This window comes from Actinomyces sp. AC-20-1 (assembly GCF_023369555.1).
In the GTDB taxonomy this organism is placed as follows: domain Bacteria; phylum Actinomycetota; class Actinomycetes; order Actinomycetales; family Actinomycetaceae; genus Actinomyces.
In genome coordinates this window covers 36,397-50,722 of record NZ_JACJVC010000001.1, presented here as the reverse complement: position 1 = coordinate 50,722, position 14,326 = coordinate 36,397, and the positions used below count along the sequence as shown (strand labels likewise).

The 14,326-nt window shown below is 69.6% G+C and carries 11 protein-coding genes and 1 pseudogene; 8 read left to right on the top strand and 4 right to left on the bottom strand.

What is annotated here, in order from left to right:
- Positions 1–52: 52 nt before the first annotated feature.
- On the bottom strand, positions 53–1,381 hold the full coding sequence (locus H6X67_RS11935) for an ATP-binding protein (RefSeq protein WP_249367146.1): 1,329 nt from the start codon (positions 1,379–1,381) through the stop codon (positions 53–55).
- Complete coding sequence (locus H6X67_RS00235) at positions 1,378–2,097, bottom strand: LytR/AlgR family response regulator transcription factor (protein ID WP_249367147.1); 720 nt, start codon at positions 2,095–2,097, stop codon at positions 1,378–1,380. The genes H6X67_RS11935 and H6X67_RS00235 overlap by 4 nt, the downstream gene beginning before the upstream one ends.
- Before the next feature lie 166 nt (positions 2,098–2,263).
- Between H6X67_RS00235 and lepA the strand changes: the two genes are divergently transcribed.
- The 5 genes and pseudogenes from lepA to hemW all read left to right on the top strand — a co-directional run bounded on the left by lepA (position 2,264) and on the right by hemW (position 8,110).
- A complete protein-coding gene (gene lepA / locus H6X67_RS00230; protein WP_311765823.1) occupies positions 2,264–4,138 on the top strand; it encodes a translation elongation factor 4 in 1,875 nt (624 codons plus the stop codon).
- A 90-nt stretch (positions 4,139–4,228) separates the two neighbouring features.
- Positions 4,229–4,555: pseudogene (locus tag H6X67_RS00225) on the top strand (MOSC domain-containing protein); the annotation flags it as partial.
- A 20-nt stretch (positions 4,556–4,575) separates the two neighbouring features.
- On the top strand, positions 4,576–5,556 hold the full coding sequence (gene trmB / locus H6X67_RS00220) for a tRNA (guanosine(46)-N7)-methyltransferase TrmB (RefSeq protein ID WP_249367148.1): 981 nt from the start codon (positions 4,576–4,578) through the stop codon (positions 5,554–5,556).
- A complete protein-coding gene (locus H6X67_RS00215) occupies positions 5,553–6,848 on the top strand; it encodes an MFS transporter (protein WP_249367149.1) in 1,296 nt (431 codons plus the stop codon). Before trmB ends, H6X67_RS00215 begins: the two co-directional genes overlap by 4 nt.
- Positions 6,845–8,110, top strand: a complete 1,266-nt coding sequence (gene hemW, locus H6X67_RS00210; RefSeq protein WP_249367150.1) for a radical SAM family heme chaperone HemW — start codon at positions 6,845–6,847, stop codon at positions 8,108–8,110. Before H6X67_RS00215 ends, hemW begins: the two co-directional genes overlap by 4 nt.
- A gap of 9 nt (positions 8,111–8,119) precedes the next feature.
- On the opposite strand, the gene H6X67_RS00205 is transcribed toward hemW, so the two are convergent.
- Entirely contained in the window at positions 8,120–9,103 is a 984-nt protein-coding gene (locus tag H6X67_RS00205) for a hypothetical protein (protein ID WP_249375239.1), read from the bottom strand.
- A 384-nt stretch (positions 9,104–9,487) separates the two neighbouring features.
- Between H6X67_RS00205 and H6X67_RS11930 the strand changes: the two genes are divergently transcribed.
- Positions 9,488–10,744, top strand: a complete 1,257-nt coding sequence (locus H6X67_RS11930) for an exonuclease domain-containing protein (RefSeq protein WP_249367152.1) — start codon at positions 9,488–9,490, stop codon at positions 10,742–10,744.
- A gap of 62 nt (positions 10,745–10,806) precedes the next feature.
- On the opposite strand, the gene H6X67_RS00195 is transcribed toward H6X67_RS11930, so the two are convergent.
- Positions 10,807–11,448, bottom strand: coding sequence for a GNAT family N-acetyltransferase (locus H6X67_RS00195; RefSeq protein ID WP_249367153.1), 642 nt, complete (start codon positions 11,446–11,448; stop codon positions 10,807–10,809).
- A 251-nt stretch (positions 11,449–11,699) separates the two neighbouring features.
- On the opposite strand from H6X67_RS00195, the gene hemH reads away from it, so the two are divergent.
- Both hemH and H6X67_RS00185 read left to right on the top strand, forming a co-directional pair.
- A complete protein-coding gene (gene hemH, locus H6X67_RS00190) occupies positions 11,700–12,794 on the top strand; it encodes a ferrochelatase (RefSeq protein ID WP_250648885.1) in 1,095 nt (364 codons plus the stop codon).
- A 111-nt stretch (positions 12,795–12,905) separates the two neighbouring features.
- The gene (locus H6X67_RS00185) at positions 12,906–14,309 is read left to right on the top strand and encodes a sodium:proton antiporter (protein ID WP_249367155.1); all 1,404 of its coding nucleotides are present in this window, start codon (positions 12,906–12,908) and stop codon (positions 14,307–14,309) included.
- The last annotated feature ends 17 nt before the right edge of the window (positions 14,310–14,326 follow it).

The window sequence follows — 14,326 nt, the reverse complement described above, 5'->3', positions numbered from 1 at the left end:
CGGCCCGGCACCGGTGCGCTCGCACCTCGGTGCGCCGTGGCACGAGGCCGGTCTATGCCGGACGGATGTCCTCCGGCACGGGCAGGAGCACGCGGAGGAGGAAGGTGCCGTGGGTGGTCGTGCCGGCGCTCATCTGGCCCTCGTACCGGGCAACGGTCTGCTGGATGGACGCCAGGCCGAAGCCGTGCTGGGACGCGTCGCTCTTGGTCGTGGTGAACAGCCCGCTCGCGTGCGAGCGCACGGGAGCGCTGACCACGGGGTTCTCGATCTCGATGACCACGAAGGCCCGGCGCACGCGGATGTCGAGGCGGATGACCCGGTCCTCGGGGGCAGTCACCTTCGCCGTGGCCTCGACTGCGTTGTCCAACCCGTTGCCCAGGATCGCCGCCATGTCCATGGGTGTGAGGAATCCCAGCGCCGCGCCGTCGGCCATCGTCCGCAGCGTGATCCCCTGCTCGGCGCACACCTGCCCTTTGTCGGTGAGGATGACGTCGAGCACCGGGCTGCCGGAGCGGGTGAAGGCCGCGTAGGGGCGCACGCTGGCCTCGAGCTCGTCGAGCTGGTCACGGCGCACCCGGGGATCGGCCTCGCCCCGGATCGCCGTCACCAGGTTGCGCAGGTCGTGGTACTTGCGGTCGACAACGTCCATCGCCCTCTTGGAGGCCAGGTACTGGTTGTACTGCGAGCGCAGCAGCGACCGTGAGGCGGCCAGCTCCTGGGCCGTTCTCACCTGGCGGGACGTCTCCCGCTGCGCGTACAGCACGGCGTATCCGCACAGGTTCACGAGGGTGCGGATGTAGAAGATCTCCCGGCTCAACCGGGCGGAGAAGGGCGTCGTCGTCGACACGAAGGACAGGTTCGACAGTGCGAAGGTGATGGCGGCGATCGCCGCGGACACGGCGATGTCCCCGGCGGTGGGGGACAGGTCCGAGTGCTTCTGGCGTCGCTCGACCGCCAGGACCAGGCCCAGGAGGGCCACGTCGACGGCGACCAGGCAGATGATGGCGGAGGTGGTCGAGGGCGTGGCCGTCACCAGGGACAGGCTCACCTGCCACTGCAGGGAGGCGACGAGCTCGGCTACGACGAAGGCGCGCACCACGAGGTAGGTCGAGCGGCGCACCGAGCCGTCCAGGGCAAGGTTGAGGACGAGCCACATGAGGACGACCGCCCCCACCATGGCGGGAAGCCATGCCCACATGGGCAGTGCGCCGGCCAGGAGCTGGTAGAGGGCAATGGCCGGCAGGGCAGCCGTCAGGACGACGACGGCCTGCCGGACGGAGTCCGTGGAGCGCCAGGCGGCCAGGACGTACACGAGGCACGCGCCCCACTCCGCCACGGCCGTCCACAACCGAGGGATGTCCGGCAGAAGCTCTCCGCTCACGCCTGGGCCCCGGCGAGGTGCTCGGTGAGGGCCTCCATGAAGCCCTTCTTGCGGGGCCGCGAGACGCGCAGGCTCTGCCCGGTGCTCATGACGGCGTCCTGGTCCCTCACCCGCATGACGTGGGCGAGGTTGACGATGTAGCAGGAGTTCGAGCGGTAGAAGCCGTGGCCGGTCAGCAAGGGCTCCATCTCCTTGAGGGTGCCGGTCAGGGAGATCACCCGGGAGGTCAGGTGGATGTCGAGGCGGTGACCGACGGACTCCAGGTAGACGATGTCCGCCATGGGCACACGGCGCACGCCCGAGCCGTCACGCACGGTGAGGCTGCGGTGCTCGCGCCGGCCCAGGGCCTCCAGCGCCCGGGACATCTCCTGGGAGAAGGAGGAGTAGGGGACCGGTTTGAGAAGGTATCCCAGGGCGGAGACCTCGTAGCCGTTGATGGCGTACTGCGGGGCCGAGGTGATGAAGATGATGATGACGCTCGGGTCCGAGCGCCGGATCCTGCGGGCCGTGTCCAGGCCGTCCGTGCCCTCCATCTGGATGTCGAGCAGGAGGATGTCGTACTCGGGGCGGTAGCCGCGCAGCAGGTGGTCCCCGGCGGGGAAGAGCCGGGTGGTGATCTCCAGGTCCCGCTCCGCCCCGAAGCGCCGGAGGTAGTCGGTGAGGACGCGCGCGTGCCTGGCGTCGTCCTCGACGACTCCGACCAGCAGACTAGTCACACCGCTCACCTCCTCTCACGTGCACACTAAATTATCGCGCAGGTCGGGGGCGTCCGTGGCCTCTCGGACGTGAAGGGGTCCGTCTCACAGGCTGCGGTTCTGGTGGCGCACGCACGGCGTGGGAGACTGGGACTTAGTCGTCTCCCCCTGACCCGGAAGAGCTCACGTGTCACCGATCCCCACGCCCGAGCAGGCCGCCACCGTCACCCCTGCGGTCACCGCGCCCGAGCTGCTGCGGAACTTCTCGATCATCGCGCACATCGACCACGGCAAGTCGACCCTCGCGGACCGCATGCTGCAGGCCACCGGCGTCGTCCAGCCCCGGGACATGCGCGCCCAGTACCTCGACCGCATGGACATCGAGCGCGAGCGCGGCATCACCATCAAGTCCCAGGCCGTGCGCATGCCCTGGACCACCGGCACCGGCGCCCAGGCGCGCACCTACGCGCTCAACATGATCGACACCCCGGGCCACGTCGACTTCTCCTACGAGGTCAACCGCTCGCTGGCCGCCTGCGAGGGCGCCGTCCTGCTCGTCGACGCCGCCCAGGGCGTCCAGGCCCAGACGCTCGCCAACCTCTACATGGCCATCGAGGGAGACCTCACCATCATCCCGGTCCTCAACAAGATCGACCTGCCCGCCGCGGAGCCCGAGAAGCACGCGCGCGAGATCGCTTCCATCATCGGGTGCGAGGTCGAGGAGGTCATGCAGGTCTCCGGCAAGACCGGCGACGGCGTGCCCGAGCTCTTGGACCGCATCGTCGAGGCCGTCCCCGCGCCCGTGGGGGACCCGACGGGCCCGGCCCGCGCCATGATCTTCGACTCCGTGTACGACACCTACCGCGGTGTCGTCACCTACGTGCGCGTCGTCGACGGGGCCCTCAGGCCGCGTGAGCGCATCGAGATGCTCTCCACCGGGGCCGTCCACGACCTGCTCGAGATCGGTGTCATCAGCCCCGAGCCGCAGCCCTCGAAGGGCCTGGGCGCCGGTGAGGTCGGCTACCTCATCACGGGCGTCAAGGACGTGCGCCAGTCGAAGGTCGGTGACACCGTCACCACGGCCCAGGACCCCGCCACCGAGCCCCTGGACGGCTACCAGGACCCCAAGCCCATGGTCTTCTCCGGCCTGTTCCCCGTGGACGGCTCGGACTTCCCGAACCTGCGCGACGCCCTGGACAAGCTCAAGCTCAACGACGCCGCCCTGACCTACGAGCCCGAGACCTCCGTGGCGCTGGGCTTCGGCTTCCGCTGCGGCTACCTCGGCCTGCTGCACCTGGAGATCATCCGCGAGCGCCTGGAGCGCGAGTTCAACCTCGACATCATCTCCACCGCCCCCTCGGTGGTGTACCAGGTGACGATGGAGGACCGCAGCACCCACACGGTCACCAACCCCTCGGAGTTCCCCGAGGGCAAGGTGGCGGACGTGCGCGAGCCGGTCGTGTCCGCCACGATCCTGACCCCCAGCGAGTTCGTGGGCACGGTGATGGAGCTGTGCCAGTCGCGCCGAGGCACGATGAAGGGCATGGACTACCTGTCCGAGGAGCGCGTGGAGATGCACTACACGCTGCCGCTGGCGGAGATCGTCTTCGACTTCTTTGACGCGCTCAAGTCCCGCACCCGCGGCTACGCCTCGCTCGACTACGACATGGACGGCGAGCAGAGCGCGGACCTGGTCAAGGTGGACATCCTGCTCAACGGGGACAAGGTGGATGCCTTCAGCGCCATCGTCCACAAGGACGCCGCCTACTCCTACGGCCTCATGATGACCAAGCGTCTCAAGGAGCTCATCCCGCGCCAGCAGTTCGAGGTGCCGGTGCAGGCCGCCGTGGGCTCGCGCATCATCTCGCGCGAGACGATCCGCGCCCTGCGCAAGGACATGCTCGCCAAGTGCTACGGCGGTGACATCTCCCGCAAGCGCAAGCTGTTGGAGAAGCAGAAGGAGGGCAAGAAGCGCATGAAGGCCATCGGCCGCGTGGAGGTCCCCCAGGAGGCCTTCATCGCAGCCCTCGGGGCGGACACCCCCACCGGCAAGGACAAGTAAGAGACACGCAGGGCAGGCAGGTCAGTGAGCAGCACCCACGGGCACAGGACCGACGGCGTCCGGGTCACCTCCGGGACGCTGCAGGCCGCCATGACCGACGACGGCGCCGGCCTGCGCCTGACGGTGGCGCTGGCGCGCCGGCTGGGTGAGCCCCACGCGGGCGCCGACGGCCGCCACCGTGACGAGCCCTCGCCTCTTGTCGCGGGGGACCTCGTGGGTGCGGTCGGGGCCGTGTGCGTGCTGCGCGCCGTGCGCCCGGACGCGGGCGAGGCGGGCCGGTCGGCCATCTGCAAGGCACCCGTGGAGGGGCCGGTGCGCGTGGGCGCCCTGGGCCTGGCCGGGGACGAGCAGGCGGACCGCGCTCACCACGGTGGCCGGGACAAGGCCCTGTACGTCATGGACGCCGCCGTCGAGCAGGTCGGCTGACAGGAGGCACGATGGTCCAGGTCCACCCCGGCAGGTCGCACGCGATCCACTCGCGCGTGCGCTCCTACTCGCGCGCCGGAGGGCGCCTGACTCAGGCGCAGAGGCAGGCGCTGGCCGAGCACGGCGGCGAGTACGTCATCGAGGTGCCGCGGGCCGACGCCATCCGCACCGTCGACGCGGGCTTCCGCATCGACCCGCCCTCGGCCTTCGGCCATCCCGGCCAGGCGCGCCCCCTCGTCGTCGAGGTCGGCTCCGGTGGCGGGGAGGCCATCCTCGCCGCCGCCCAGGCCAACCCGGGCACGGACTACCTGGCCGTCGAGGTGTGGGAGACCTCCATCGCCAAGATCGTGCGCGACGCCGCCCGCGCCGGGGTGCGCAACCTGCGGGTCGTGCCCGCCGACGCCTCCCAGCTGCTGGCCACCGCGCTGCCCGTGGCCAGCGTGAGCGAGGTGTGGGTCTTCTTCCCCGACCCGTGGCGCAAGCCCCGCCACCGCAAGCGCCGCCTCGTCAACGAGGCCTTCGCGGACTCGGTGGCACGCGTGCTGCGCCCGGGCGGCGTGTGGCGCCTGGCCACCGACTGGGCGGACTACGCCTGGCAGATGCGCGACGTCCTCGAGGCCGCCTGCGCCCTGCCCGAGGGGCTGGAGGCCGACCATACCCGCCCCTACCTCAGGTACGACGACGCCGGGGCCCGGGCCGACCTCGGCGCCGACAGCGCTGAGCCGGGCTCGCTGGGCAACGGGCCGGACCCCGGCTCGCCGTCGGGCGTCCTGGGCGGCTGGTCCGAGCGCTTCGCCGGGCGGGTCCTCACCCGTTTCGAGCAGCGCGGCACCGACGCCGGGCGCACGATCCGCGACCTGACCGCCGTGCGCACCGAGGAGGCCTGGGTGCCGCGCCGCCGCCAGCCGGTGCTCGAGCAGATCGAGCACCGCTCCGCCGCCCGGGCCCCGGCCGCCTGGAGGCCCGCGGCAGGCGGGGACGTGCGGGCATGAGCACCCGGCGCCTGCCGCGACGGGCGTGGCTCGCTGTCGTCGTCCTGGGGTTCCTCGGGCTGTGTGCGGTGGTCCGCTCGCCCGTGAGCGTCATCCCGCCCCTGCTCACCCAGCTCGGCACCGACCTCGGCATGGGGCAGGTCGCCCAGGGGGCGCTGACGAGCGTGCCCGTTCTGTGCTTCGGGCTCGTGACCCCGCTCGCCTCCCGGCTCATCGCGCGCACCGGCGTCAACACGGCCGGCGCGCTCATGCTCGCCACCATCATCGTCGGTGCCCTCGTGCGCGTCGTCGGCGGGGTGCCGGGAGCCTTCGCCGGCACGGTCCTCATCGGTGCCGCCATCACCATCGGCAACCTCGTCGCCCCCATGGTCATCGGCCGCGACTTCTGGCACCGCACGAGCCTCATGACGGGCCTGTACTCGGCGACCTGCAACGTCATGGTCACCGCCGTCACGGCTCTGGCGGTCCCCGCGGCGGCGGTCGCCGGGTGGCGGGGCTCCTCCCTCGTGTGGACCGTCGTGCCCGTGGCGGCGGCCCTGGCCCTGTGGCTGTGGGTGTACCCGCCGGGCGCGCGCGGGCCCCGGGAGAGCCTGAGGCGGCGCTCGGGCATGGCCGGCTGGGTGAGGGAGCGGCCGGCCTCCACCGCGGCGGCCGTGCGCGTGCCGGTGCTGTGTCGTCCACTGACCTGGGTCATGGCCCTGGCCCTGACCGGGCACGTCCTGTCCTACAACGTGGTGACCGCCTGGCTGCCCACCGCCTTGACGGACCTGGCCGGCATGAGCGAGACCCGGGCGGGCGTGGCGGCGTCGGTGTTCTCCCTCACCGGGATCCTCGGCCCGCTGCTCGTGCCGGTGATGTTCGAGGCGCTGCGCTGGCGGGGGACGACGGTCCTGGCGGTGCTCAGCGCCTGCTGGGTGACGCTGCCCGTGTGCCTCGTTGTGGCACCGCAGTGGTGGCTCGTGCCCTGCGCCGTCTCCGGCGTCGCCCAGGGGGCCTACTTCGCGGCCCTGTTCACCATCGTCATCCAGCGCAGCAGCAACCTGGACGAGAACCGGCAGACGACGGCGGCCATGCAGTCCGTGGGCTACACGGTGGCGGCGCTCGGCCCGGTGACGGCCGGCTGGCTCCACGAGGTCAGCGGCGGGTGGACGGTGCCCTTCGCCGCCGTCGTCGGCGCGCTGGCCGTCATGACCGTGTGCGGGCAGGTGGCGGCTTCACGGCGAGGCTCGGCACGGCTGGAGGGCCGGGCCCGGCTTCCCCTGGACGGTCGCGACGAGGGGACGCCGGCGTGAGCCCGCGGCAGCCCGACGGCGCCCGGCTGCCCGGCCAGGGCGACCTGCCCCACCAGGTCCTGGCCCCGGCCCCCGACGGGGCCCCGCGGCCCTTCTCCGTGTACCTGCACGTGCCCTACTGCCGGGTGCGCTGCGGCTACTGCGACTTCAACACGTACACGAACCTCGACATGGGCGGCGGGGCCTCGGCGTCGGACTACGTGAGCACGCTGGCGGGCGAGCTGCGCCTGGCCCGGGCGGCGATGGACCGGGCGGGGCTGGAGCCCAGGCGGGCGAGCACGCTCTTCCTCGGCGGGGGGACGCCGACGATGCTGCCGGCGGCGGACCTGGCCCGGATGGTGGCGCTCGTGCGCGAGACCTGGGGCCTGGCCGAGGACGCGGAGGTGACGACCGAGGCGAACCCGGAGACCGTGGACGAGCGCTACCTGGCGGCACTGGCCGAGGCGGGCTTCACGCGCGTGTCCTTCGGGATGCAGTCGGCGGTGCCGCACGTGCTGGCCGTGCTCGAGCGCACGCACAGGCCCGAGCGGGTACCGCTGGTGGTGGACTGGGCGCGGCGCGCGGGGCTGTCGACGAGCCTGGACCTCATCTACGGTACGCCGGGGGAGTCCCTGGAGGACTGGGCCCGCAGCCTGGACGCGGCGCTGGAGACCGGCCCCGACCACGTGAGCGCCTACGCCCTGGTCATCGAGGAGGGCACGCGGATGTGGGCCCAGGTGCGGCGCGGCGAGCTGCCCATGCCCGAGGACGACGACGAGGCCACCAAGTACGAGATGGCGGACGCGGCGCTGGCCGCGGCGGGCTACGAGTGGTACGAGATCTCCAACTGGGCAAGGCCGGGCCGCGAGTGCCGGCACAACGAGGCCTACTGGCGCGACTGGGACTGGTACGGCGCCGGGCCGGGGGCGCACTCGCACTTCGGGGACGTGCGCATGTGGGACGTCAAGGCGCCCGTGCCCTGGGCCGCCCAGGTGGCGGCGGGGCGCCTGCCCGTGGCCGGGCACGAGGTGGTGGACGCCTCCGCCCGCGAGCTCGAGCGGGTCATGCTGGGCATCCGCATGCGCGAGGGGCTCGCGCTGGCGGGCCTGGCGCGCCCGGGGGAGGCGGCGACGGCGGACGGCACGCCGCGGCGGCTGGTGCCGGTGGTGGCCCAGATGGTGGCCGAGGGGCTTCTTGAGCCCGCGGCCGCCCTGCGCGCCCGCGCCGTGCTCACCCTGCGCGGGAAGCTCATGGCGGACACTGTGACGAGAAAACTGCTGTAGTTGGACTGGCTACACGGAAGCGTAGCGCTCTCGAATTGCTATGCACAACTGAATGAACTGCCGTTCGTAGCCGACATCGCAATTCCTGGTTGCTGCTACTTTTGCGCATATGTCTCGCGCTGTGAGTCCTTTCTCGTTGTCGTCAAGGTAAAGGTTGCCTGAGTGAAGGATCTTTATGTCGGTATCACTTAGGATTTCCCTCAGGTTATCTAAAGTGATGTCGATTGCCTTGATGTCTCCCAATGGCGAGCTGTGGAGCTCCTGGGTGACGCCTTGAGAGAAGCGGTAGTTGCCTGGCGTCAACGCTGCGGCGATATTCTCAAGGCGCCTCGTCCATCTCGGTCGCTGAAGTGACTCCGTGGTCATGATGGCAAGAATGACGTACGAAGGGATGCCTGCGCGCTCTGATGATTTTCGTGCGTACTCCCACACGTCAACCCCCATGTTCTTTTTGGCGATATCTACCAGGTCCTTGTCGGAAGTGTTGTCAGACCGCATTGCCGTGCTGACCAGCTTGATCAAAGTGACGACGAATATTGCCGACCAGGCCGCTTCGATGAAGGCGTCGGGGCTGGGAACTAATCCATATGCGTAATCGCGAGTGAAATATGCCGCGAAGGCGACGGTGGAGGTCCAGAGTGTGGATGTAAGTTGGAGCAGTAAAGTTATTGTGGGGCGGGTTGAGTGCCTGAATGTTAATGCGGCGGCCCGGAGTGTAGTAAGCAGAAGAAAAGATGCGGCGGTCGATGCCACTGCAATCCTGGGGTCGATTTGAATCCGCTCCGCCGTCACTCCTGTCGCATAAAACGCAAGTAATGGTGGGAGTGTGCGGAACGTGAGGTATCGAAAGAATGTCTTCTGCACAGTCCGTTCGAGGGGGGCCTTGTCGTATGTGTATAGTTGCGGCCAATCGTCTCGAACTGCTCGATATAGGAATGTGAGGAGTGTGCCAGATGCTATCCCTAGAGCCACTGCCTGAAAATGTATGCTCATCATCAAATCCTGGATTGCCAATCTGTTGTGTTGTTTCTTGGGTGAAATAGAACTAATTCTGTGGCGCCGAACTGTCCACTTGCTTTTATGTAGTGCTGCAACAAGCCTTGCAGGGGCGGGAAGGGGTGTTCTCTGAATAATCGGTGGAGTGGATGCTTAAGCGATTGAGTGAACTTGGTCGTGAGGTGATCGCGCGATGGTTCGCTCCGGACGGACGGTGAACAGATCTTAAATTGTTGTCCCGGGGCTACGGCTGTCTGCTTGCGCGGGCGTGTCATGGTGGACCGTGTCATGGGACGGCTCATGGGCTGGGTGCCTCCGAGCGTCGAGTGACTGGGATACGATGCCGCGCGGTGGCCTTGCTGAGCATGATGAGGAGTACCAGTGGATGACGTCGTCTACTCGGTGATTGACACGGAGACCACCGGGATCCATCCCGGAGCGCACCACAGGATCATTGAGATCGCGGTGATCGGCCTGGATGAGGGTGGGCGGCAGGTCTCACGGTGGGAGACCGTTCTCAACCCGGAGCGGGACCTGGGTGCCCAGCACGTGCATGGCATCACGGGTGCTGACGTCTATGGCGCGCCCACGTTCGCGGACATCGCCGACGAGCTTGCTTGGCGTCTGGATAGGACCGTGCCCGTGGCGCATAACCTGTCCTTCGACAGCCGCTTCATCGACGCCGAGTACCACCGTCTCGGGAAGCCGCTGCCGGCTGCGTATCTCGGGTCGGGCCTGTGCACGATGAGGTTGGCAGGCCGGTACCTGCCGGGTGCGGGACGTAGTCTCGCCGCCTGCTGCGGCGCCCTCGGTATCGACATCGGCACTGCGCACACGGCCGGTGACGACGCTGCTGCTGCGGGACGGCTCCTTGAGCACTTCATACAGCGTGAGCCTGGGGCATCGGTCTACTCTGACGCGATTCTTGCCGCACATGACAACGGTTGGCCGATGGACCGCCCCGCGGCAGCGCGCACCCACCTGCGTAGCACCTCCAGTGGCCGTGGCGAACGAGGATTCATCGGTCGTCTCGTGGAGACCCTGCCCACCCTTGATACCCCGATGGCCGAGGGGTCCGCCGCTCGCGACAACGAGTACGCGGCGCTACTTGACCGGGCACTTCTTGACCGTCACCTGTCCCTTCACGAGCAGGACGCACTGGTGAAGGCCGCGAATGAGGCAGGCATCAGCCGTGAGCACGTCGCTATGATCCACGGCTGCTACCTCGCCTCGCTCGCCGCAGCCGCGCTGGCGGACGGCATCGTCACCGATGACGAGCGCGCAGACCTGGCGCGTGTGGCTCTTCTGCTCGAGCTCCCGCCCCAGGCAGTGGATGCCTCCCTTGCCGCTGCAGCGGCGGTCGCCAGACCGGTGGGAACAGCGGCTGGTCCTGCGGGACGCCAGCCCGAGCCTGGGACCCGCATCTGCCTCACTGGCGACATGAGTCGTCCGCGCACCGAGATCGAGGAGCTGCTGCGACGTGCCGGTTACGTTCCCCACCCTGGTGTGACCAAGAAGGTTGGCCTCGTTGTCGCCTCCGATCCTGACTCGGCCTCTGGCAAGGCCAGGAAGGCCCGCAGTTACGGTATCCCTGTCGTGGGGGAGAGGTTCCTCTGGGACGTGGTCCTCTCGGGGTGAGTGACGGATGGAGCGCGACGGCAGGCCCTCGGGCCGCGTATGTCCGGCGTGGTCCCCCTCGGTCAGGGCCTGCCGGTGTACAGGAAGGTGTCGACGTCCTCGAGCGCGTCCTCCAGGCGCAGGGTGATCGTGTCCGAGGCGACCCGCTCCAGCCCGCGCCGCTCGTAGAACTCGTAGGAGCAGCCGGTGTCGGTGTAGAGGTGGAAGGACTTGGCGCCACTGTGGCGCAGGTACGTCAGCGCGTCCGCGTAGAGCCGGCTGCCCACGCCCTGGCCGCGGCAGCACCCGGACACGATGAAGAGCGTCAGCTCGTGGTCCAGCCGGGCCCCTGCCGCGCTCGCCCGGCGGCGCAGCTGCTCGTAGGAGCCCTCGAAGATCTGGATCTCCTTGAGCGCGCCCGTGTCGCCCCTCGTCGCTCCGACGGCGAGGGCCTTGGTCATCAGCAGCGCGGTGCGCACGCGGTAGAGCCCCTGGCCGGGGAGCTTGCGCTGTCCGGCCGCCCGGGCCATGACGACGCCGACCACCTCGCCGTCGACCTCGGCCACCTCGGCGAAGGTCGAGGAGGTCAGGCAGTGCAGGACGTAGATGCGGCGGACCGCGGCCTGGACCGTGGGGGAGGAGGCGTAGCGGCGCAGCCCGAAGGCCTCCTGCGCGAGGTGGGAGACGGCCTCGAGGTCCGTGTCGCGCAAGGGGCGGTAGGTCACGTGCTGCGTCCGGGGTGTCTGGGGCGTCCGGGGTGTCTGGGGCGCTGTCATACGGGCATGCTCACCACCGTGCCTGGGAGCGATCTGAATGCATCCTGAGCGTATCTGCGGATGTGGAGCAGGAGCTGCCGACTGCCCGGTGTGGAGTACCCGGCGGGGGAGGTGACACGGTGTTGGTCATCCGCCCCTGCGGTGGCGGCTAGACTCCCTTGGCGACGAAAAGGCGGGATGTGTCGCGAAATAACGTCACGATGCCCGCACCCCGTGACCCACCAGAAGGAGGGCCCGTGGCCCCCGACGCCGACGCACGTCCCCTCGACCCGCGCCCCGCGCTCGTCATCGCCAACCTCGGCACTCCGGCGACCCCCACCGCCAAGGACGTGCGCCCCTACCTGCGCGAGTTCCTCTCCGACCGCCGCGTCGTCGAGATGCACCCCCTGCTGTGGCGCCCCATCCTCGAGACGATGGTCCTCATCCGCCGCCCCGCGGACTCCGCCGCCAAGTACCGCACCGTCTGGCGCGAGGGGATGGAGCACACCCGCTCCGGCAGCCCCCTCATGCACTACACCGAGCGGCAGGTCGCGCTCGTTCAGGACGCCCTCGGCCAGGACGTCGTCGTGCGCGTCGCCATGCGCTACGGCGACCCCGGCGTCCAGGACGTCATGCGCGACCTCATGGATGCCGGCCACCGCCGCATCGCCCTCCTGCCCGCCTACCCCCAGTACTCCGCCTCCAGCCAGGCGCCCGTCGTCGACGAGGCCATGCGCTTCATGCTCACCTCCCGCAACCAGCCCGAGCTGCGCACCGTGCGCTCCTTCCCCGTGAACGAGACCTACATCGAGGCCCTGGCTGCCCCCATCGAGGCCCACTGGGCCGAGCATGGGCGCCCCGACGCCTCACGCGGAGAACACCTGCTGTGCTCCTTCCACTCCATCCCCGCCGCCATGCACGCGGCCGGGGACCCCTACCGCTCCGAGTGCCGGGCCACCGTCGCCGCCCTCGCCGAGCGCCTGGGCGTCACCGTCAGCCAGGACAACGGTGCCGACGGCGGGCTCGTGCTCACCACCTTCCAGTCCGTCTTCGGACGCGCCGAGTGGATCGGCCCCGCCACCATCGACACCGCCGAGGCCCTGGGGCGCGCGGGCTGCCCGCGCCTGGACGTCATCTGCCCCGGCTTCATGAGCGACTGCCTCGAGACCCTCGAGGAGATCGACCAGCTCAACCGCGAGACCTTCACCGAGGCCGGCGGCGGCACCTTCACCTACCTGCGCTGGGGCAACGACTCCGAGGGCTGCGCCCGGACCCTCGTCGAGCAGGCCCGCGGGCTCCTGGCCGGCTGGCTCTGACAACCGTCCCAGATCCTGGGACTCGCGGCGTCGTACAGTGGGCAGGTGTGCCCTGCCGCCCTCCTTGCGGGCCCGGGCCGCCCCAGCCCGAACCGACCCCGAGGAGTCCCCGTGCACCTGCAGTGGTGGTCCATCCTGCCCTTCGCCGCGATGCTCGCGTCCATCGCGGTTCTGCCACTCGTGCCCAGGACCGCCCACTGGTGGGAGAAGCAGTCCAGCCAGCTCGCCGTCGCCCTCCTGCTGGGCGTGCCCGTCGCCGTCTGGATGTGGCTCACCCTCGGCTGGCAGGTGGTCTTCGCCTCCGTCGTCGAGTACGGGCAGTTCATCGCCCTGCTGCTGGCCCTCTTCGTCGTCTCCGGTGGCATCTTCCTCAAGGGAGACATCGAGGCCACCCCGCGCAACAACACCCTCTTCCTCGCCGTCGGCGGTGTGCTCGCCTCCTTCATCGGCACCACGGGCGCCGCCATGCTCCTCATCCGGCCCCTGCTCAACACCAACCAGGAGCGCCGCTACCGCGTCCACACCGTCCTGTTCACGATCTTCGTCGTCGCCAACTGCGGCGGCCTGCTCACGCCCCTGGGGGACCCGCCGCTCTTCCTCGGCTTCCTGCGTGGCGTGCCCTTCACCTGGACCTTCAGCCTCGTGTGGGAGTGGGCCTTCGTCCTGGTCATGATGCTCGCCGCCTACTTCGCCCTCGACTCCTACTGCTATGCCCAGGAGCCAGCCGCCGCCGTGCGTGAGGACCGCCAGGACATCGAGCCCCTCGGCCTGCGCGGCGCCAGCAACCTCGTCTGGTTCGTCGTCATCATCGCCGCCGTCGCCCTGGCCCCCTCCATCGACGCCGAGGCCATCGAGGCCGGGCACGCCACCCTGGCCGACTGGGTGCCCGTGCGCGAGATCATCATGCTCACCGCCGCCTGGTGCTCCTACCGCCTCGGGGACAAGCGCGCCCGATTCGAGGACAACCAGTTCGAGTGGGGGCCCATCGCCGAGGTCGCCACCCTGTTCATCGGCATCTTCCTCACCATGATCCCGGCCCTGCACTACCTCGACCAGGTCGCCGGCGCCCTGCCGCTCAACGAGATCACCTTCTTCGTCTTCACCGGAGGCCTGTCCTCCGTCCTGGACAACGCCCCCACCTACGCGACCTTCTTCGAGATGGCCGGCCAGGTCGCCCACCCGGGCGGCGCCACGGTCGCGGGCGTGCCCGAGGTGTACCTCGCCTCCATCTCCCTCGGTGCGGTGCTGTGCGGCGCGCTGACCTACATCGGCAACGGCCCCAACTTCATGGTCAAGTCCGTTGCCGAGGGCCGCGGGGTCGAGATGCCCTCCTTCGGCGGCTACATCGCCAAGTCCCTCACCTACCTCGCCCCGGTCCTTCTGGCCATGGTGTGCCTGTTCATCGCCGAGCCGCTGTGGGCCAAGGCGTCGGGGGCCGCGCTCGTCGTGCTCCTGCTGGGCAACAACGTCCGTCTGCTCAGGCACGCCCGCCGTCTGAGCCTCCAGGACGCCTGAGCCGGGGCGGGTGCCGG

Coding starts and splice junctions, on each gene's coding strand:
- trmB (WP_249367148.1), top strand. CDS start 4,576: ATGGTCCAGGTCCACCCCGGCAGGTCGCACGCGATCCACTCGCGCGTG.
- H6X67_RS00215 (WP_249367149.1), top strand. CDS start 5,553: ATGAGCACCCGGCGCCTGCCGCGACGGGCGTGGCTCGCTGTCGTCGTC.
- H6X67_RS00205 (WP_249375239.1), bottom strand. CDS start 9,103: ATGAGCATACATTTTCAGGCAGTGGCTCTAGGGATAGCATCTGGCACA.
- hemH (WP_250648885.1), top strand. CDS start 11,700: ATGCCCGCACCCCGTGACCCACCAGAAGGAGGGCCCGTGGCCCCCGAC.